General features: G+C 65.4%; 17 protein-coding genes. 14 read left to right on the top strand and 3 right to left on the bottom strand.

The window, feature by feature from the left end; genetic code table 11:
* Positions 1-29 precede the first annotated feature (29 nt).
* The 6 genes from gcvH to lipA all read left to right on the top strand — a co-directional run bounded on the left by gcvH (position 30) and on the right by lipA (position 8,432).
* The gene (gene gcvH, locus PKB_RS11495) at positions 30-407 is read left to right on the top strand and encodes a glycine cleavage system protein GcvH (protein WP_043251831.1); all 378 of its coding nucleotides are present in this window, start codon (positions 30-32) and stop codon (positions 405-407) included.
* A gap of 10 nt (positions 408-417) precedes the next feature.
* On the top strand, positions 418-3,291 hold the full coding sequence (gene gcvP / locus PKB_RS11490) for an aminomethyl-transferring glycine dehydrogenase (RefSeq protein ID WP_043251830.1): 2,874 nt from the start codon (positions 418-420) through the stop codon (positions 3,289-3,291).
* Between the two features lie 62 nt (positions 3,292-3,353).
* Positions 3,354-4,607 carry a serine hydroxymethyltransferase gene (gene glyA / locus PKB_RS11485; RefSeq protein ID WP_043251829.1) on the top strand — a complete coding sequence of 418 codons (1,254 nt, stop codon included), beginning with the start codon at positions 3,354-3,356 and terminating at the stop codon, positions 4,605-4,607.
* Between the two features lie 227 nt (positions 4,608-4,834).
* A complete protein-coding gene (locus tag PKB_RS11480; protein ID WP_043251828.1) occupies positions 4,835-6,211 on the top strand; it encodes an L-serine ammonia-lyase in 1,377 nt (458 codons plus the stop codon).
* Between the two features lie 40 nt (positions 6,212-6,251).
* Entirely contained in the window at positions 6,252-7,373 is a 1,122-nt protein-coding gene (gene gcvT / locus PKB_RS11475; RefSeq protein WP_043251827.1) for a glycine cleavage system aminomethyltransferase GcvT, read from the top strand.
* A gap of 99 nt (positions 7,374-7,472) precedes the next feature.
* On the top strand, positions 7,473-8,432 hold the full coding sequence (gene lipA / locus PKB_RS11470) for a lipoyl synthase (RefSeq protein WP_043251826.1): 960 nt from the start codon (positions 7,473-7,475) through the stop codon (positions 8,430-8,432).
* Here lipA and PKB_RS11465 read toward each other — a convergent pair.
* Positions 8,429-8,821, bottom strand: a complete 393-nt coding sequence (locus tag PKB_RS11465) for a GFA family protein (RefSeq protein ID WP_043251823.1) — start codon at positions 8,819-8,821, stop codon at positions 8,429-8,431. The genes lipA and PKB_RS11465 overlap by 4 nt on opposite strands.
* Positions 8,822-9,152: 331 nt before the next feature.
* Here PKB_RS11465 and PKB_RS11460 point away from each other — a divergent pair, with 331 nt between their 5' ends.
* Positions 9,153-9,572: a hypothetical protein gene (locus PKB_RS11460; protein WP_043251821.1), complete on the top strand. Its 420-nt coding sequence runs from the start codon at positions 9,153-9,155 to the stop codon at positions 9,570-9,572.
* Positions 9,573-9,653: 81 nt separating this feature from the next.
* On the opposite strand, the gene PKB_RS29085 is transcribed toward PKB_RS11460, so the two are convergent.
* Positions 9,654-10,795 (bottom strand): IS3 family transposase gene (locus tag PKB_RS29085; RefSeq protein ID WP_371365441.1). Its coding sequence is split into 2 segments (ribosomal slippage): positions 9,654-10,543 and positions 10,543-10,795, totalling 1,143 coding nucleotides; the frame shifts between segments, so codons are not numbered across the junction.
* Between the two features lie 327 nt (positions 10,796-11,122).
* Between PKB_RS29085 and PKB_RS11445 the strand changes: the two genes are divergently transcribed.
* From PKB_RS11445 to PKB_RS11420, 7 genes are all read left to right on the top strand, one after another.
* Complete coding sequence (locus PKB_RS11445; RefSeq protein WP_043251818.1) at positions 11,123-11,500, top strand: sulfite exporter TauE/SafE family protein; 378 nt, start codon at positions 11,123-11,125, stop codon at positions 11,498-11,500.
* 70 nt (positions 11,501-11,570) lie between these two features.
* Positions 11,571-12,107: a sulfurtransferase gene (locus tag PKB_RS29980; protein ID WP_197539252.1), complete on the top strand. Its 537-nt coding sequence runs from the start codon at positions 11,571-11,573 to the stop codon at positions 12,105-12,107.
* A gap of 73 nt (positions 12,108-12,180) precedes the next feature.
* A complete protein-coding gene (locus PKB_RS29975; protein WP_197539251.1) occupies positions 12,181-12,576 on the top strand; it encodes a sulfurtransferase in 396 nt (131 codons plus the stop codon).
* Positions 12,577-12,988: 412 nt separating this feature from the next.
* A complete protein-coding gene (locus tag PKB_RS11435; RefSeq protein ID WP_043251817.1) occupies positions 12,989-13,471 on the top strand; it encodes a BRO-N domain-containing protein in 483 nt (160 codons plus the stop codon).
* Between the two features lie 295 nt (positions 13,472-13,766).
* Positions 13,767-15,125 (top strand): glutamine synthetase family protein, encoded by a 1,359-nt coding sequence (locus PKB_RS11430; RefSeq protein ID WP_043251815.1) that lies wholly within the window; start codon positions 13,767-13,769, stop codon positions 15,123-15,125.
* A gap of 43 nt (positions 15,126-15,168) precedes the next feature.
* Complete coding sequence (locus PKB_RS11425) at positions 15,169-16,266, top strand: polyamine ABC transporter substrate-binding protein (protein ID WP_043251813.1); 1,098 nt, start codon at positions 15,169-15,171, stop codon at positions 16,264-16,266.
* A gap of 14 nt (positions 16,267-16,280) precedes the next feature.
* A complete protein-coding gene (locus PKB_RS11420; protein WP_043251811.1) occupies positions 16,281-17,576 on the top strand; it encodes an NAD(P)/FAD-dependent oxidoreductase in 1,296 nt (431 codons plus the stop codon).
* 294 nt (positions 17,577-17,870) lie between these two features.
* Here the strand turns inward: PKB_RS11420 and PKB_RS11415 are convergent, their stop codons facing one another.
* Entirely contained in the window at positions 17,871-18,821 is a 951-nt protein-coding gene (locus PKB_RS11415; protein ID WP_043248478.1) for an IS110 family transposase, read from the bottom strand.
* Positions 18,822-19,153 lie beyond the last annotated feature (332 nt).

Genomic DNA, 19,153 nt, shown 5'->3' with positions numbered 1-19,153 from the left:
CGGCGAACCCCACCTCGAGGAGTCACCCCATGAGCGAAGTACGCTTTACCGTCGAACACGAATGGCTGCGCCTGGAAGCCGATGGCCTGATCACCGTCGGCATCACCACCTACGCCCAAGAGGCGCTCGGCGACGTGGTGTTCGTGCAGCTGCCGGAGCCGGGCACCTACGGCGCCGGCCAGGAAGTGGCGACCCTGGAATCGGTGAAGGCGGCGAGCAACATCACCATGCCGCTGGATGGCGAGGTGGTCGAGGTCAACGCCGCGCTGGAAAGCTCGCCGGAACTGGTCAACGACGACGCGCTGAACGGCGGCTGGTTCTTCCGCATGCGCCCCAGCGACGCCGGCCAGTTCGGCGAACTGCTCGACGCCGCCGCCTACCTCAACCTCACCCAAGCCAACGCCTGAGGCCCGCGCCATGTCCAAGCACACCGGTGCCCCGGGCACCTCCGGCGAATTCGTCGGCCGCCACATCGGACCGCGCGAAGGCGACGTCCGCGCCATGCTCGAACTGCTCGGCTATGCGGACCTCGAGGCGCTAACCGCCAGCGTGATCCCCGAAAGCATCAAGGGCACCAGCGTGCTGGACGGCGCCGAAGGGCTGAGCGAAGCCCAGGCGCTGGCCGAGATCCAGGCCATCGCCCGGCGCAACCAGCTGCTGCGCGACCACATCGGCCAGGGCTACTACCCCTGCCACACGCCCTCGCCGATCCTGCGCAACCTGCTGGAGAATCCGGCCTGGTACACCGCCTACACCCCGTACCAGCCGGAAATCTCCCAGGGCCGCCTGGAGGCCCTGCTGAACTTCCAGACCCTGGTCGCCGACCTGACCGGCATGCAGATCGCCAACGCCTCGCTGCTCGATGAGGCGACCGCCGCCGCCGAGGCCATGACCTTCTGCAAACGCCTGGCGAAGAACAAGGCGGCCCAGGCCTTCTTCGCCTCCGTCCATTGCCACCCGCAGACCCTCGCCGTGCTGCGCACCCGCGCCGAGCCGCTGGGCATCGAAGTGGTGATCGGCGACGAAGCCGAACTGCGCGACTTCAGCCCCTACTTCGGCGCCCTGCTGCAGTACCCGGCGAGCAACGGCGACGTGTTCGACTACCGCGCGCAGATCGACGGCTTCCACGCCGCCGGCGCCCTGGTGGCGGTGGCTGCCGACCTGCTGGCCCTGACCCTTCTGACCCCGCCCGGCGAATTCGGCGCCGACGTGGTCCTCGGCAGCGCCCAGCGCTTCGGCGTGCCGCTGGGCTTCGGCGGCCCGCACGCGGCCTACTTCGCCACCCGCGACGCCTTCAAGCGCGACATGCCCGGCCGCCTGGTCGGCGTCTCCATCGACCGCTTCGGCAAGCGCGCGCTGCGCCTGGCCATGCAGACCCGCGAGCAGCACATCCGCCGCGAGAAGGCCACCAGCAACATCTGCACCGCGCAGGTGCTGCTCGCCAACATCGCCAGCATGTACGCCGTCTACCACGGCCCGCAGGGCCTGCAGGGCATCGCCGAGCGCGTGCACCGGCTGACAGCCACCCTCGCCCTGGGCCTGGCCAAGCTGGGCGTGGCGGTGGAGCAGGAGCACTTCTTCGACACCCTGACACTCATCCTCGGCAGCAGCCGGCAGGTCGCCGAACTGCATGCGCGGGCCCGCTCTGCCGGCATCAACCTGCGTGAAGTCGATGCCCTGCGCGTCGGCATCTCGCTCGACGAGACCAGCACGCCGGCCGACGTCGAGCAGCTCTGGGCGCTCTTCGCCGAAGGTGGCGCGCCGCTCGCCTTCGATACCCTCGCCGCCTGCGCCGCCAGCCGCCTGCCTGCGGCCCTGCTGCGCCAGTCGGCCTTCCTGCAGCACGAAGTGTTCAACCGCTACCACTCGGAAACCGAGCTGATGCGCTACCTGCGCAAGCTGGCGGACAAGGACCTGGCGCTGGACCGCAGCATGATCCCGCTGGGCTCCTGCACCATGAAGCTCAACGCCGCCAGCGAGATGATCCCGGTCACCTGGGCGGAGTTCGGCAACCTGCACCCGTTCGCGCCCGCCGAGCAGAGCCAGGGCTACCGGCAACTGACCGACGAACTGGAAGCCATGCTGTGCGCCGCTACCGGCTACGACGCCGTGTCGCTGCAGCCCAATGCCGGCTCCCAGGGTGAATATGCCGGCCTGTTGGCCATCCGCGCCTACCACGCCAGCCGTGGCGAGGCTCACCGCGACGTCTGCCTGATCCCCTCCTCCGCTCACGGCACCAACCCGGCCACCGCACAGATGGCCGGCATGCGCGTGGTGGTCACCGCCTGCGACGCCAAGGGCAACGTCGATATCGACGACCTGCGCGCCAAGGCCGAGGAACACCGCGAGCGCCTGGCGGCGATCATGATCACCTACCCCTCGACCCACGGCGTGTTCGAGGAAGGCATCCGCGAGATCTGCGCCATCGTCCACGACAACGGCGGCCAGGTGTACATCGACGGCGCCAACATGAATGCGATGGTCGGCCTCTGCGCGCCGGGCAAGTTCGGCGGCGACGTGTCCCACCTGAACCTGCACAAGACCTTCTGCATCCCCCACGGCGGTGGCGGCCCGGGTGTCGGCCCGATCGGCGTGAAGGCGCACCTCGCGCCCTTCCTGCCGGACCATGGCGAACAGCTGGAACGCAAGGTCGGCGCGGTGAGCGCCGCACCGTTTGGCAGCGCCAGCATCCTGCCGATCACCTGGATGTACATCCGCATGATGGGCGGCGCCGGCCTGCGCCGCGCCTCGCAGATGGCGATCCTCAACGCCAACTACGTGGCCCGACGCCTGGAGGAGCACTACCCGATCCTCTACACCGGCGAGAACGGCCTGGTGGCCCACGAATGCATCCTCGACCTGCGCCCGCTCAAGGAGTCCAGCGGCATCAGCGTCGACGACGTGGCCAAGCGCCTGATCGACTACGGCTTCCATGCGCCGACCATGTCCTTCCCGGTCGCCGGCACCCTGATGGTGGAGCCCACCGAGAGCGAGTCGCAGCAGGAGCTGGACCGCTTCTGCGACGCCATGATCCGCATCCGCGAGGAAATCCGCGCAGTGGAACGCGGCGAGCTGCACGCCGATGACAACCCGCTGAAAAATGCCCCGCACACCGCGGCGGAGCTGGTCGGCGAGTGGTCGCACCCGTACAGCCGCGAGCTGGCGGTGTTCCCGGTCGCCAGCCTGGTGGACGGCAAGTACTGGCCGCCGGTGGGCCGCGTGGACAACGTCCACGGCGACCGCAACCTGATCTGCGCCTGCCCGTCCCTGGAAAGCTACCAGGAAGCCTGAAGCCGCACGGCGCGCCCGGCGTTGGCCGGGCGCGCCTCACCCGACATCCGTGAGGTAATCCCATGTTCAGCAAGCATGACCAGATCCAGGGCTACGACGACGAACTCTTCGCCGCGCTGGCCGACGAGGAAGCCCGCCAGGAAGACCACCTGGAGCTGATCGCCTCGGAGAACTACACCAGCAAGCGCGTCATGCAGGCTCAGGGCAGCGGCCTGACCAACAAGTACGCCGAGGGCTATCCGGGCAAGCGCTACTACGGCGGTTGCGAGCACGTCGACAAAGTCGAGCAGCTGGCCATCGACCGCGCCAAGCAACTGTTCGGCGCCGACTACGCCAACGTCCAGCCGCACTCTGGCTCCTCGGCCAACTCGGCTGTCTACCTCGCTCTGCTGAACGCCGGCGACACCATCCTCGGCATGAGCCTGGCCCACGGCGGCCACCTGACCCACGGCGCGAAAGTGTCGTCCTCCGGCAAGCTGTACAACGCCGTGCAGTACGGCCTGGACACCAAGACCGGGCTGATCGACTACGACGAAGTCGAGCGCCTGGCCGTCGAGCACAAGCCGAAGATGATCGTCGCCGGCTTCTCCGCCTACTCCAAGACCCTCGACTTCCCGCGCTTCCGCGCCATCGCCGACAAGGTTGGCGCGCTGCTGTTCGTCGACATGGCCCACGTGGCCGGCCTGGTCGCCGCCGGCCTGTACCCGAACCCGCTGCCCTACGCCGACGTGGTCACCACCACCACCCACAAGACCCTGCGCGGCCCGCGCGGCGGCCTGATCCTGGCGCGCAGCAACGAAGAGATCGAGAAGAAGCTCAACTCCGCCGTGTTCCCCGGCGCCCAGGGCGGCCCGCTGATGCACGTGATCGCCGCCAAGGCGGTGTGCTTCAAGGAAGCGCTGGAGCCCGGCTTCAAGGACTACCAGGCGCAGGTCATCAAGAACGCCAAGGCCATGGCCGCCGTGTTCATCGACCGTGGCTACGACGTGGTTTCCGGCGGCACCGACAACCACCTGATGCTGATCAGCCTGGTCAAGCAGGGCCTGACCGGTAAGGAAGCGGACGCCGCCCTCGGCCGCGTCGGCATCACCGTGAACAAGAACGCCGTACCCAACGATCCGCAGAGCCCGTTCGTGACTTCTGGCATCCGCATCGGCACTCCGGCGCTGACCACCCGTGGCTTGAAGGAAGAACAGTGCTGCGAGCTGGCGAGCTGGATCTGCGACGTGCTCGACCACCTGGGCGACGCCGACGTCGAGGCCAAGGTGGCCACCCAGGTCGCCGGCCTGTGCGCCGACTACCCGGTTTACCGCTGAGCTACCCGGCCTGACACCTGTAGGAGCGAGCTTGCTCGCGAACCACCCCCGCTGCGGGGCAATTCGCGAGCAAGCTCGCTCCTACGAAGAGCAGCCCGGCGACAAGTTTTTGGGCTCCCGCGTTCGCGGGAGTGACGGGATTGAAACTCGCTTTCCCGCGTCACCCTCGCGAACGCGGGGGCCCAGAAATCAGGAGCACCACGATCCGAGACTTCAGGAGCCTTTCCATGTCACTCAGCGTCTTCGACCTGTTCAAGATCGGTATCGGCCCATCCAGCTCGCACACGGTCGGGCCGATGCGCGCGGCGGAGCGCTTCGTCGATGGCCTGCGCCGCGAGGGCCTGCTGGCGAACACCCACAGCTTGCGCGTGGAGCTGTACGGCTCGCTGGGCGCCACCGGCAAGGGCCATGGCAGCGACAAGGCCGTGCTGCTCGGCCTTGAGGGCGAGCTGCCCGACAGCGTCGACACCGAAGCCGTCGAACCGCGCCTGCAGGAAATCCGCCGCAGCGGCCAGCTGCGCCTGGGCGGCGAGCGCCTGGTCGGCTTCGTCGAGAAGGAGCACCTGGCGCTGATCCGCCGGCCGCTGCCCTACCACCCCAACGGCATGATCTTCCGTGCCTTCGATGCGGCCGGCCTGCAGATCCGCAGCCGCGAGTACTACTCGGTGGGCGGCGGCTTCGTGGTCGACGAGGAAGCGGCCGGGCACGACCGCATCGTCTCCGACCGCACCCCGCTGCGCTTCCCCTTCCGCACCGGCGGCGAGCTGCTCGACCAGTGCCTGACCCACGGCCTGTCGGTCAGCGACCTGATGCGCGAAAACGAGCTGGCCTGGCGCAGCGCCGGGGAAACCAGCGCGGGCCTCGCGCGCATCTGGCAAGTCATGCAGGACTGCGTGCGCGCCGGCTGCCGCAAGGAAGGCATCATGCCCGGCGGGCTCAAGGTGCGGCGCCGCGCCGCCGGCCTCTACCGCCAGCTCAGCGAGCGCCCCGAGGCCAACCTGCGTGACAGCCTGAGCGTGCTCGACTGGGTCAACCTCTACGCCCTGGCGGTGAACGAAGAGAACGCCACCGGCGGGCGCGTGGTGACCGCGCCCACCAACGGCGCGGCCGGCATAGTCCCGGCGGTGCTGCACTACTACAGCCGCTTCGTGCCCGGCGCCAGCGACGACGGCGTCGAGCGCTTCCTGCTGTGCGCCGCCGCCATCGGCATCCTCTACAAGGAGAACGCCTCCATCTCCGGCGCAGAGGTCGGCTGCCAGGGCGAGGTCGGCGTGGCCTGCTCGATGGCCGCCGGGGCGCTCTGCGAAGTCCTCGGCGGCACCCCGCAGCAGGTCGAGAACGCCGCCGAGATCGGCATGGAGCACAACCTCGGGCTGACCTGCGACCCGGTCGGCGGCCTGGTCCAGGTGCCCTGCATCGAACGCAACGCCATGGGCGCGGTGAAGGCCATCAACGCCGCGCGCATGGCCCTGCGCGGCGACGGCCAGCACTTCATCTCGCTCGACAAGGTGATCCGCACCATGCGCCAGACCGGCGCCGACATGAAGAGCAAATACAAGGAAACCGCGCGCGGCGGCCTGGCGGTCAACATCATCGAATGCTGACCTGGCCGCGCGCCCACTGACAGCCCCACCGGAGCCCGACATGACTACCGAAATCCTCGCGCAAACCCCGCTGCACGCCCTGCACCTTGAACTGGGCGCGCGCATGGTGCCCTTCGCCGGCTACGAGATGCCGGTGCAATACCCCCTCGGCGTGCTCAAGGAGCACCTGCATACCCGCGATAAGGCTGGCCTCTTCGACGTCTCACACATGGGCCAGATCATCCTGCGCGGCGAGGACGCCGCCCACGCCCTGGAAAGCCTGGTGCCGGTCGACATCCTCGGCCTCGCGCCGGGCCAGCAGCGCTACGCGCTGTTCACCGACGCCGAGGGCGGCATCCTCGACGACCTGATGGTGGCCAACGCCGGCGACCACCTGTTCCTGGTGGTCAACGCGGCCTGCAAGAAGCAGGACCTGGCGCACCTGCGCAAGCACATCGGCGCCCGCTGCGAAATCCAGCCGCTGTTCGAGGAACGCGCCCTCCTCGCCCTGCAAGGCCCGACCGCCGTCGAGGTGCTCGCGCGCCTCGCCCCGCAGGTCGCGCAGATGACCTTCATGCAGTTCACCCGCCTGCCGCTGCTGGGCGCCGATTGCTACATCAGCCGCTCCGGCTACACCGGCGAGGACGGCTTCGAGATTTCCGTGCCGGTCGCGCACGCCGAATCCCTGGCCCGCGCCCTGCTGGCCGATCCGGACGTGCAGCCCATCGGCCTCGGCGCGCGCGACTCGCTGCGCCTGGAAGCCGGCCTGTGCCTCTACGGCCACGACATGAACACCCAGACCACGCCCATCGAAGCGGCGCTGGCCTGGGCCATCTCCAAGGAGCGCCGCGCCGGTGGCGCGCGGGCCGGCGGTTTCCCCGGCGCCGAGCGGGTGCTGGCGCAGCAGGCCGAAGGCGTGGCGCGCAAGCGCGTCGGGCTGCTGCCGCAGGAGCGCATGCCGGTGCGCGAAGGCGCGGAGATCGTCGATGCCGAAGGCCAGGTGATCGGCCGCGTGTGCAGCGGCGGCTTCGGCCCCAGCCTGGGCGCGCCGCTCGCCCTGGGCTACCTGCCCAGCGAGTTCAGCGCCATAGGCACCGAGGTCTGGGCGCTGGTGCGCGGCAAGCGCGTGCCCATGCAGGTGGCGCGCACGCCCTTCGTGCCGCAGCGCTACTACCGCGGTTGAGCCTTCACTCAACAACCGATCCTTGAGCGGCTTGCCCGACGAACTCGTTACCGAGTCCGTTCGCGAGCAAGCTCGCTCCTACAGAAAGAGGGACCCACCATGGAATCCACGAAATCGGCCGCCAAGGTCGAGGTCGGCGTGAAGCTGCGCGGCGCCGAGAAGGTCGCGCGCATTCCGGTGAAGATCATTCCCACCGACGAGCTGCCGAAGAAGCCCGACTGGATTCGCGTGCGCATCCCGGTTTCCCCCGAGGTCGACCGCATCAAGCAGCTGCTGCGCAAGCACAAGCTGCACAGCGTCTGCGAAGAGGCCTCCTGCCCGAACCTGGGCGAGTGCTTCTCCGGCGGCACCGCGACTTTCATGATCATGGGCGACATCTGCACCCGCCGTTGCCCGTTCTGCGACGTCGGCCACGGTCGGCCGAAGCCGCTGGACCTGGACGAGCCGAAGAACCTCGCCATCGCCATCGCCGACCTGCGCCTGAAGTACGTGGTGATCACCTCGGTGGACCGCGACGACCTGCGTGACGGCGGCGCCCAGCACTTCGCCGACTGCCTGCGCGAAATCCGCCTGCTGTCCCCCGGCATCCAGCTGGAAACCCTGGTGCCGGACTACCGCGGCCGTATGGACATCGCCCTGGAGATCACCGCAAAAGAGCCGCCGGACGTGTTCAACCACAACATGGAAACCGTGCCGCGCCTGTACAAGTCCTCGCGCCCGGGCTCGGATTTCGAGTGGTCGCTGGACCTGCTGCAGAAGTTCAAGCAAATGGTTCCGCACGTGCCGACCAAGTCCGGCCTGATGCTCGGCCTGGGCGAGACCGACGACGAAGTCATCGAGACCATGCAGCGCATGCGCGAGCACGACATCGACATGCTGACCCTCGGCCAGTACCTGCAGCCCTCGCGCAACCACCTGCCGGTGCAGCGCTTCGTCCACCCGGATACCTTCGCCTGGTTCGCCGAAGCCGGCGAGAAGATGGGCTTCAAGAACGTCGCCTCCGGTCCGCTGGTGCGTTCCTCGTACCACGCCGACCAGCAGGCGCACGGCCTGAGCTAATCCTCGGAGCGGCTGCTGCCCTCGCGGTCGCGCTCGTAGTGGTGCTTGAGCGGGAACGCCGGCAGCCAGGCCTCGCGGCGGATGGTCCAGAGCTCGTAGGTCGGCGTCAGCTGGTCCGGGGCGTCGAGCGCGCCGAGGTTCACGTTGACCTCGTCGCCGGAGAGGGAAAACACCGGCGAGCCGCAACGGGGACAGAAGTGCCGCCCGTCGTAGGCGCGCGTCTCACCCTCGATGCTCACCGCCTCCTGCGGGAAGACCGCCGAGGCATGGAAGAGCGCGCCGTGGTGCTTGCGGCAATCAAGGCAATGGCAAAGGCCGACGCGGTAAGGCCGGCCCGTGGCGCGGATGCGGACGTCGCCGCACAGGCAGCCGCCGGTGAATGTGTCCATGGTGCACCTCCTCTGGGCTTGCGCAGGGAGGAAGCTTAGCGCCTAGGGGCCGCTCTGGACGGCGAGCGGCTCCTGCTCCAGCCAGCCGAGGAATTCGGCGAATCCGCTCGGCTTTCGTACGGCCGCTTGGGGTCGGTTGCAGCCACTCGCGACGGGCCGACCCCGGCCAGAAGCAGCCAATCGGCGGCGACTCGGGGTTCGGCACGCAAATTGACCTAGCGCAAGGCTAAGACGCTCATCATCTTCAAAATTGGTTCCGTTTAGTGCTGAACGACTATTAGCACAATGCAAAAGACGTCAATTCACCTCCAATCAGTGGGAGGGTAATGTTATGCGCCGAATCATTGCAGCCTCTGTGATTGCCGGACTCGTGTCCGGTTACGCCTGTATGGCCGTTGCCGAAGACCAGGAGAGGAAACAGGATCAAACGCAAGATCGAACCCAGACCCAGACCCATGATCGTATCTATGGCAGTCAGCTCATGACGCCGCAGGAGCGCAGTGAGTATCAGCACAAGATGCGCAACGCCAAGACCGCCGAGGAACGCGAGCAAATACGCCAGCAGCATCATGCCGAGATGCAGAAGCGAGCCAAGGAGAAAGGCATGACATTGCCCGATGCGCCTCAACCCGGAAAAGGCGGCATGGGGCCCGGCATGGGAGGTGGTCAGGGAGCGGGGGCCGGTAAAGGCGGTGGACAGGGCGGAAATGGAGCGGGCGGCGGAAACGGCGCTGGCAAGGGGGGGAGTTAGCGCACCTTTAAGGGGATTCCCACTCAGGTCCGGGGAGGTGCGGTGTGAAGTGGTCAAGTAAAACTGGACACTGGTTTAGGTCTATCCAGCCAGCTCTTCACGCCGTGCCGGTGTCTGGTAATCGTTGTGACTGTGTGGCCGTTGGTGGTTGTAGTAGTCGGTGACGTAACGCAGCACGTCGGCTTCCGCCTGGGGCTGATCGACGTAGCCGGAGGGCGGTATCCATTCCGACTTGAGGCTTCTGAAGAATCGCTCCATCGGCGCGTTATCCCAGCAGTTTCCTCGACCGCTCATGCTTTGCCGAATGCCGTAGCGCCAGAGCATTTGGCGAAATTCGAGGCTGGTGTAATGACAGCCCTGGTCGGAGTGAAACATCAGTTGCTGTGGCATGCCCCTGGCTTCGTAGGCCACCCGCAGAGCGCGCCCGGTGAGTTGTGAGTCGGGCCGGTTGGACATGGCCCAGCCGACGATCCGACGTGCATACAGATCCATCACGGCGGCCAGGTAGATCCAGCGGCCACCGGCCCAGATGTACGTCACATCCCCGCACCACACCTGGTTGGGGCGGCTCACATTGAACCGGCGCGCCAGCTCATTGGCCGCGATGGCACTGTGTTCCTTGGCAACCCGGTAGCGATGTTTACGGCGTTGTGTACTGACGAGCCCGGCCTCTTTCATCAACCGGGCGGCAAGGTAACGGCCTGCAGGAAAGCCCTCGTTGCGCAAGGCGGCCGATAGCGTTCGGGCACCGGCCGCGCTGCGGCTCTGGGCATGCAGTTCCACCACGCGCTGGCGTAACGCTTCTCGTCGACTGCAGACGCGTGCCTGCCGCTTTCGGGCCGCATAAACACTGCTGCGATTTACCTGGAATAACCGGCACAGTTCCGTACGCGAATACTGCTCGCCCAATGCCTCGACCAGCCTGACTAGTCGAGGGCGTCCGACATCAAGAGAGCGGTAGCCTTTTTTAGAATCTCTTTCTCCCGCTCCAAGCGGCGGACTTGCGCCTCCAACTCCTGAATGCGCCGCTGATCCTCTGTCAGCGCCTTGCTATGCGCAGGCGTCTGGCCGCCACGCTCCAGTTGCAACTGCGCCACCCAGCGACGCATCGCCGTGGGCCCCACCCCCATCGCCTTGCAGGCGGCCGGCACCGTATAGCCTTGATCCACCACCAAGCGGGCGGCTTCCAGTTTGAAATCTGGACTGAATGATCTTCTGCTCATGAACACCTCAGCTGTGGGCGAAGCTTAACGCCCTATCGGGGTGTCCAGAATCATTAGGCCACTTCAGTGTAGGCCACTGCGCTTCCTGTCAAAAGATTTAGGTGGCGTGGCCAAGCAAAAACTGGACACTGGTTTCCGCCGCCTCTACCGGGGCGAGGCGAGCCGTAATACACCGGGAAACAGGCTGGGACTGAGCATGGTGTCGGCAGTGGCGCGACTGCACGGCATGAGCCTGGAGATTTATGACGCGCCGCCTGGTTGTCGCACGGAAATGATTAGTAAGGCGGCGCCCCGGTGAATCCCTTCACGCACGAGAGGGAGAGGACCATGCCTGCATGGCTGGTTTTTGTAGTGATAGGTACCGTCAGCGGAGTGGCGGCAGGTTTGTTCGGCGTCGGGGGCGGGCTGATCGTCGTGCCAGCGCTGATCTACTGGGCGGGCTTTCCCCAGCACATGGCCACTGGAACCTCGCTCGCCGTGCTATTGCCTCCGATCGGCCTCGCCGCGGCGCTCGAGTACTACCGCAATGGCAACGTGGACGTAACGGCAGCGATAGTAATCGCAATCACCATGTTCCTCGGAGCATGGCTTGGTGCTCGCATCGCCAGCCATGTCAGCGGGGCGCACCTGCGCCTGTTGTTCGGCATCTTCGTGTGTTGCCTGGGCATCTACCTCGTCTACGGCGCCTATGAACGTCTGCGGTGATTGCGTGAGTCCGTGAACGTCTACGCCCCGCGCCAATTCGGTAAAGGACAGCTGTACGACGAATAAAGCTGTGCTGCTGAAGTTGATTCACATCAATGAGCTCTTTGCTCGTTGCCCCACATTGAAATTTTCCACTTCGCCTCAGAGAGAAGGCGGATGGATGACGGAATTTTTCTTTCCTAGGCTGGCACTGTCCCGCTGTGTGAGGCGCTTCATGAACAACAGAGTTCTCGTTTCACCGTCCGAATTGGCGGCAATGATCAATCGTGAGCCCATGGTACTCATCGACACCCGAGATGCCGCGAGTTACGCCGAGGCTCATCTACCGGGCGCGGTAAACATCCACGAAATATTTACCTACTTGGCGACCACCACTCCGGAAGGCTTGGTCGCATTGCGCGATACATTCGCCCAAGCATTCGCAAAGGCCGGTTTGTCTGGCAGGGAAACAGCGCTCGTATATGAGCAGTCCATGACCACCGGCTTTGGGCAGTCTTGCCGCGGCTACGTGCTGCTCCGCTATCTCGGCTACCCTCGCGACAAGATCAGGATACTGCACGGCGGCTACAACGCCTGGCGCAATGCAGGACTTCCCAGCCACCAGTGAAACTTCCTCACCGGCTCCTGCCACGTTCCCCTCTGGCGAAGGAGGGCGGAGCCTCTTTGTCGATCTCGCCGAGATGAAGCGGGTGGTTGCCGACCCCCATGTCGTCAAACTTGACGTACGTGATGTCGATGAATGGATAGGCGAAAGCTCGTCACCCTATGGCAAGGATTTCTGCCCGCGCAAGGGCAGAATTCCAGGGTCGGTCTGGCTGGAGTGGTACCGGATGATGAAGCCGACGGCTCAGGGGCCGATGTTCAAGTCACCCAGTGAGATTCTCGCGGAATGCGCTACGGTCGGAATCGGCCGCGATACGCCTGTGGTGGTCTTTTGCTTCAAGGGCGCACGTGCCTCAAATACCTTTGTGGCATTGGAAGAAGCAGGAATCAGGGACGTTCGCCTCTACCTGGGCTCCTGGAACGAATGGTCCCGAGATCCGACCTTACCAATTGAGGAAGGTTTGCCCTACTAATAGCGATCAGGGGTGGCCGGCTGCAATGGGTCGATAGCTGTCGTTGGAAATGGCCCCGGCATGCAGCCTGAATCGGCCATCCGTAGGGGCGAGAAAGAAGCTGCGTTCCCACAGACGCCAGGCTTTGGGAAACTTCCTACTCGCCTATGGCGTTGCGGTCCTACAAGCCCGATGCGTAGGGTTTCGCCCGCCGCGGATTTGCCGCGGTCAGGTGTGGAAACCTGTCAGTCGCAATACGTCATAGCAGAGCTCGTCGGACATTCACTGCCCGACGAGCTCTGGCTGTCTATGGCGGACCGTGCAAGGCGGGCTTCGGCCCGGCCGGTTGTTGCGACATCGGTTTTCCACCCCTGCACGGTCCGCCTCCCTTTTTCCGGGGGGCGGCTTCTTGATTGCATGCAAGGAGCACAACATGAACCCTGCCCTTTCCTTCCCTTCCGATTCAGCCCTGATTCCCACCGTCTTCATCCGCCACCACCGGCAACTGCGCGCCGTGCTGATCGAGCAGCAGGCGTGGTTCGTCGCCGGCGACCTGGCGCGCCTGACCAACAGCCATATCAACGAACGCATCGTGCACAAGCTGGATGCCGACCAGCACCGCACGGCGCTGCTGCTCAACAGCCACGGCGAATGCGAAGAGGAGCTGCTGCTCAGCGACAGCGGCGTCTACGCGCTGCTGATGGTGAACTTCTACCACCCGGAAAACCGCAGCCTGCGCCAGTGGCTGAGCAACGACGTGCTGCCCGCACTGCGCGACGCCCAGCAGCACAATCCGCATTTGCCGCGCCGGCGCGTTGCCCCGGCGCTGGGCCGCGAGCTGGGGTTGCTGGAGTGGCAGGGCTCGGTGTGGGTGCGGCTGGGGGATGCCGTGCGGATGATGGAAATCGGCAGCTGATCGAGCCGGCAGAAAAAGCTCGGCCGCAGCCGAGCACGAGGCATGAGCGGCTGGCGGAGGTTCTTCTCCGCCAGCACTTGGGCAGGGTTACTTGACCTTCACGACGTCATTCGGCTGGCCGTAGAACGCGTCTTCGGTGCCGTCCAGCTGCAGGGCGACCGGGAATGGTCTGGATGCATGTGTGCGGAAAGTGGATAGAACCGCCTCGCCTCCGCGTCGGAAACTAACCCTGCGACCTTCAGCCACGGGCTGCGGCGCTTTTTCTTTCCGAATCCCTGAACCTTTCGAGGCTTGTATGAGCACCCCCGCCGAGCAACTGGAGCAACGGCTGAAACAAGAAAAAATCACCGAAGTGGAATGCGTGGTCAGCGACCTGACCGGCATCGCCCGCGGCAAGATTTCCCCCACCAACAAGTTCCTCGGCGAGGGGGGCATGCGTCTCCCCGAAAGTGTTCTGCTGCAAACCGTCACCGGCGATTTCGTCGACGACGACATCTATTACAACCTGCTGGACGAAGCCGACATCGACATGGTCTGCCGTCCCGACCCGAACGCCATCTACCTGGTGCCCTGGGCGCTGGAACCGACCGCGATGGTCATCCACGACACCTTCGACAAGGTCGGCAACCCCATCGAACTGTCGCCGCGCAACGTCCTCAAGCGCGTGCTGAAGCTGTACGCGGACAAGGGCTGGAGCCCGGTCGTGGCGCCGGAAATGGAGTTCTACCTGACCAAGCGCAGCAGCGACCCGGACTTCCCGCTGGAAGCCCCCGTGGGCCGTTCGGGCCGCCCGGAAAGCGGCCGCCAGAGCTTCTCCATCGACGCCGCCAACGAGTTCGACCCACTGTTCGAAGACGTCTACGACTGGTGCGAACTGCAGGGCCTGGACCTGGACACCCTGATCCACGAAGACGGCCCGGCACAGATGGAAATCAACTTCCGTCACGGCGACGCGCTGAGCCTCGCCGACCAGATCACCGTGTTCAAACGCACCATGCGCGAAGCGGCGCTCAAGCACGACGTCAGCGCCACCTTCATGGCCAAGCCGATCACCGACGAGCCCGGCAGCGCCATGCACATCCACCAGAGCGTGATGGACATCGCCACCGGCAAGAACATCTTCGCCAACGAAGACGGCTCCATGAGCCAGCTGTTCCTGCAGTTCATCGGCGGCCTGCAGAAGTACATCCCCAAGGTGCTGCCGATGTTCGCGCCGAACGTGAACTCCTTCCGCCGCTTCCTGCCGGACACCTCCGCGCCGGTGAACGTCGAGTGGGGCGAAGAGAACCGCACCGTGGGCCTGCGCGTACCGGCCGCCCCGCCTGCCGCCATGCGCGTGGAAAACCGCCTGCCCGGCGCCGACGCCAACCCGTACCTGGCGCTGGCCGCCAGCCTGCTGTGCGGCTACCTGGGCATGATCGAAGGGGTCAACCCGAGCGCCCCGGTGCAAGGCCGTGCGTACGAGCGTCGCAACCTGCGCCTGCCGATCACCATCGAGGACGCCCTGGCGCAGATGGAAGAGTGCGCGGTGCTCAAGGAATACCTGGGCCACAAGTTCGTGCAGGGCTACGTCGCCGTGAAGCGCACCGAGCACGAGAATTTCAAGCGCGTGATCAGCTCCTGGGAGCGTGAGTTCCTCCTGCTGAGCGTCTGATCCGCCCTACCGCGCCATTCACAACAACAATTCAGGAGTCGAAATGAGACTGCTGCGCACCCTTGCGCCCTTCGCCCTGGCCACGCTGGCCCCGCTACTGGCTGTAAGCGCCCACGCTGAACCGACGGTCAGCGTCTACAACTGGACCGACTACATCGCGCCGGACACCCTCGCCGGGTTCCAGAAGACCACCGGGATCAAGCCGGTCTACGACGTCTTCGATTCCAACGAGACCCTGGAAGGCAAGCTGCTGGCCGGCCGTTCCGGCTACGACGTGGTCGTGCCCTCCAACCACTTCCTGACCCGCCAGGTGCAGGCCGGGGTGTTCCTGGAGCTCGACCGCAGCAAGCTGCCGAACTGGAACCACCTGGACCCGAAACTGCTCAAGCTGCTCGAGCAGAACGACCCGGGCAACAAGCACTCGGTGCCCTACCTGTGGGGCACCAACGGCATCGGCTACAACGTCGAGAAGGTCAAGCAGGTGCTGGGCGTCGACCACATCGACTCCTGGGCGGTGATGTTCGAGCCGGAGAACCTGAAGAAGCTCAACCAGTGCGGCGTCGCCTTCATGGACTCCGCCGACGAGCTGATCCCCTCGGTGCTCAACTACCTGGGCCTGGACCCCAACAGCACCAACCCGGCCGACTATGAGAAGGCCGAGGCCAAGCTGCTGCAGCTGCGCCCGTACGTGACCTACTTCCACTCCTCGAAGTACATCTCGGACCTGGCCAACGGCAACATCTGCGTGGCCTTCGGCTACTCCGGCGACGTGTTCCAGGCGGCCGCGCGGGCCAAGGAAGCCAAGAACGGCATCCAGATCGCCTACGCCATTCCCAAGGAAGGCGCGAACCTCTGGTTCGACCTGATGGCCATTCCCTCCGATGCGAAGAACCCGGACCAGGCGCTGGCGTTCATCAACTACATCCTGGAGCCCAAGGTGATCGCCGGGATCAGCCAGTACGTCGGCTACCCCAGCGCCAACGCTGACGCCAAGGCCCTGCTCGACCCGGAAATGCAGAACAACCCCGAGGTCTATCCGAGCCAGGCCGTGCTCGACAAGCTGTACATCGCCAAGGCGCCGCCGCCCAAGATCATGCGCCTGATGACCCGCAGCTGGAGCAAGATCAAGTTCAACCAATGACTCGAGAACGACCCATGACTCACTCCGACGAGCACGCCGCGTCCTACTACGCCGCCACCGCCCGCGACAAACAGCAGTACCCCTCGCTCGCGGGGGACGTTCGCGCGGACATCTGCGTGATCGGCGGCGGGCTGACCGGCGTCAACACCGCACTGGAGCTGGCCCAGCGCGGCCACTCCGTGGTGCTGCTGGAGGCCCGGCGTATCGGCTGGGGCGCCAGCGGGCGCAACGGCGGGCAACTGATCCGCGGCATCGGCCACGACGTCAGCGGCTTCGCCAAGTACGTCGGCGAGGAAGGGGTTCGCTATCTGGAACAAGCCGGTGTGGACTCGGTGGCCCTGGTCGCCGGGCGCATCCGCGAGCTGAACATCGACTGCGACCTGCGCTGGGGCTACTGCGATCTGGCGAATACCCCCGCGCAGTACGCCGCGATGGTCGAGGAAAAGGCGGCGCTCGATGCCGCTGGCTATCCGCACCAGACCCAACTCGTGCCGCCCGAGCGGATGCACGAAGTGGTGGCCAGCGACCAATACGCCGGCGGCCTGATCGACATGGGCTCGGGGCACCTGCACCCGCTGGACCTGGTGAAGGGCGAGGCCCGCGCCGCGGCAAGCTTCGGCGCGCAGGTCTTCGAGCAGAGCCCGGTGCTGCGCATCGAGCACGGCAAGACGGCGGTCGTCCATTGCGCGCAAGGCCGCGTGTTCGCGAACAACCTGGTGCTCGGCTGCAACGCGCACCTGGATGAACTCGAACCGAAGCTGACCGGCAAGGTGCTCCCGGCCGGCAGCTACGTGGTGGCCACCGAGCCGCTGTCCGAAGCGGTCGCGGCAAAGCTGATCCCGCAGAACATGGCGATGTGCGACCAGAAGGTGGGGCTCGACTACTACCGCCTGACGGCCGACCGCCGCCTGCTGTTCGGCGGCGCCTGCCACTACTCCGGCCGCGACCCGAAGGACATTGGCGCCTACATGCGGCCGAGGGTGCTCAAGGTTTTCCCGCAGCTGGAAAACGTGCGGATCGACTACCAGTGGGGCGGCATGATCGGCATCACCGCCAACCGTTTCCCGCAGGTAGGACGGCTCAAGGCGCACCCGAACGTGTACTTCGCCCAGGGCTACTCGGGGCACGGGCTGAACGTCACGCACTGGTCGGCCAAGCTCCTCGCCGAGGCCATCCACCACGGCCAGAGCAAGGGCCTGGACCTGTTCGGCGCCGTCCCGCACCTGACCTTCCCCGGCGGCAAACTGCTGCGCTCGCCGCTGCTGGCGCTGGGCATGGCCTGGTACCGGATGCGCGAAATCATCGGCTAAGCACTGAATGCGGTAGCACTACTTCAGCCCCCTTCATGGGGGCTTTTTTTTCCGCGCGCCGATACCCCTGTAGGAGCCGCGCCATGCGCGCGATCGCGGCCATGGGCCGCTCCTACAAGGAAACACCGTGCCGTGCGGTTCGCGAGCAAGCTCGCTCCTACGAAGGGCAGATGGTGCTTCTGGGATGTAGTGGCGTTGCGAGGGGACCCCGTTCCCCCTCCCCAACCCTCTCCCTGAAGGGAGAGGGGGCTGTTCGGCATGCACTGAGGGTTCGGCGTCATCCTGTAGGAGATTCTATGTCAATGACGGCTCCTGCTTTGGAGGCTGGTAGCTGGTCTGGGATTGCATCAGGGCAAAGGCAATTCGGGCTAATTTGCGGGCGAGGATAGTCAGGGCCTCGATCTTCTTCAGGCCGCGCGCCAGGTAGCTTTGGTAAAGGGCCTGCCAGCGCTGCGTGCGCGCTGCCGCCATGGCCGCGTTGTGGAGCAGCCGACGGATTTCAGGGTCCCCTTGCTTGGTCAGCTTTCGTCGGCCGCTATAGCGGCCGGACTCCTTGAGCCGCACATCCAATCCGATAAAGGCGATGAAGGCATCGCTATTGCGAAAACGTCCCCGCAGAAATGCCAGGTTCAGGGCCGCTGCCGTCAGCGGTCCGATCCCTTCGATGGCCTGGCAGCGCTTGCTTTGCTCCATTAGGCCAGCCTCTCGCAGCGCCTGTTGAATCTCTTTCTCCAGGCGTGACTCCAGTGTGGCCATTTGCTTGAGAACAGGCTTTAGCGCCTTGGCCAAGGAGCGATCCTGGGAAAAGCTCTGGCGCAACGAGATGGCGCTACGGACCAGTGCAGCACGCCGATGCAGCAGTGTCTGCAGGCGGCAGTAGGCCTTGCTCGGCGGCTGCCAAGGCTCCAGTTGCGCTTGTTCGTGGGTCAGGTAACGGGCCAGCAGCAGGGCATCGCTGCGATCATCCTTGTTTCGCCCACCAATCCCCTTGCGGTAGTTGCTCAGGCGAAAGCCATTGATGACGTAGATCCGATGTCCCCGCGCATGCGCCAGGGTCGCAACATCCATGTGATAGGTGCTGGTCGCTTCGATCGCGATGGCGCAGCAGGGAGGAAGGGTTTTCAGCCAGGCCTTGATAGTGCGGACGTCATTGGCCAGTTCGAATACCTCGCCCGAGCGTGTATCGCAGAGGCTCAGCGACTCCTTGGCGACATCGATACCGATAACCGGAACTTGGCTTGTCATGGGGTTCTCCGACAGTGAAGATGGTCCAACCTGTCGGGAGCTCACATTGGCGCAGGCTTGCCGGTATTGTCGGTTTGAGCGGCTACTCAATCCGATGGATTCCTTATCGGCGCTTGTCGTGAGCGGGTGGGTGGGGGAAGTCTCCTACCGTCTGGCTTGCAGAAGCGGATCTTGTCCCTCCACACCCCGACAGGTTCCTACCCTAACGCCATACAAGCGGACCTTGTCCGCGAAAATCCCCGCGCCAATGCCCCTGTAGGAGCGCGCCATGCGCGCGATCGCGGCCATGGGCCGCTCCTACAAGGAAACGCCGTGCCATGCCGTTCGCGGAT

Source organism: Pseudomonas knackmussii B13 (assembly GCF_000689415.1).
Lineage (GTDB): Bacteria > Pseudomonadota > Gammaproteobacteria > Pseudomonadales > Pseudomonadaceae > Pseudomonas > Pseudomonas knackmussii.
The sequence above is the reverse complement of the archived record's forward strand: the minus strand, read 5'-3'. Positions and strand labels throughout refer to the sequence as shown.

Bases quoted from the DNA above. Each gene is read 5' to 3' on its own strand.
- glyA (WP_043251829.1), top strand. From the start codon at position 3,354: ATGTTCAGCAAGCATGACCAGATCCAGGGCTACGACGACGAACTCTTC.
- PKB_RS11430 (WP_043251815.1), top strand. From the start codon at position 13,767: ATGAGCACCCCCGCCGAGCAACTGGAGCAACGGCTGAAACAAGAAAAA.
- gcvP (WP_043251830.1), top strand. From the start codon at position 418: ATGTCCAAGCACACCGGTGCCCCGGGCACCTCCGGCGAATTCGTCGGC.
- PKB_RS11480 (WP_043251828.1), top strand. From the start codon at position 4,835: ATGTCACTCAGCGTCTTCGACCTGTTCAAGATCGGTATCGGCCCATCC.
- PKB_RS29975 (WP_197539251.1), top strand. From the start codon at position 12,181: ATGAAGCGGGTGGTTGCCGACCCCCATGTCGTCAAACTTGACGTACGT.
- PKB_RS11435 (WP_043251817.1), top strand. From the start codon at position 12,989: ATGAACCCTGCCCTTTCCTTCCCTTCCGATTCAGCCCTGATTCCCACC.
- PKB_RS11420 (WP_043251811.1), top strand. From the start codon at position 16,281: ATGACTCACTCCGACGAGCACGCCGCGTCCTACTACGCCGCCACCGCC.
- PKB_RS11445 (WP_043251818.1), top strand. From the start codon at position 11,123: ATGCCTGCATGGCTGGTTTTTGTAGTGATAGGTACCGTCAGCGGAGTG.
- lipA (WP_043251826.1), top strand. From the start codon at position 7,473: ATGGAATCCACGAAATCGGCCGCCAAGGTCGAGGTCGGCGTGAAGCTG.
- gcvH (WP_043251831.1), top strand. From the start codon at position 30: ATGAGCGAAGTACGCTTTACCGTCGAACACGAATGGCTGCGCCTGGAA.
- PKB_RS11465 (WP_043251823.1), bottom strand. From the start codon at position 8,821: ATGGACACATTCACCGGCGGCTGCCTGTGCGGCGACGTCCGCATCCGC.
- PKB_RS11415 (WP_043248478.1), bottom strand. From the start codon at position 18,821: ATGACAAGCCAAGTTCCGGTTATCGGTATCGATGTCGCCAAGGAGTCG.
- PKB_RS11460 (WP_043251821.1), top strand. From the start codon at position 9,153: ATGCGCCGAATCATTGCAGCCTCTGTGATTGCCGGACTCGTGTCCGGT.
- gcvT (WP_043251827.1), top strand. From the start codon at position 6,252: ATGACTACCGAAATCCTCGCGCAAACCCCGCTGCACGCCCTGCACCTT.
- PKB_RS11425 (WP_043251813.1), top strand. From the start codon at position 15,169: ATGAGACTGCTGCGCACCCTTGCGCCCTTCGCCCTGGCCACGCTGGCC.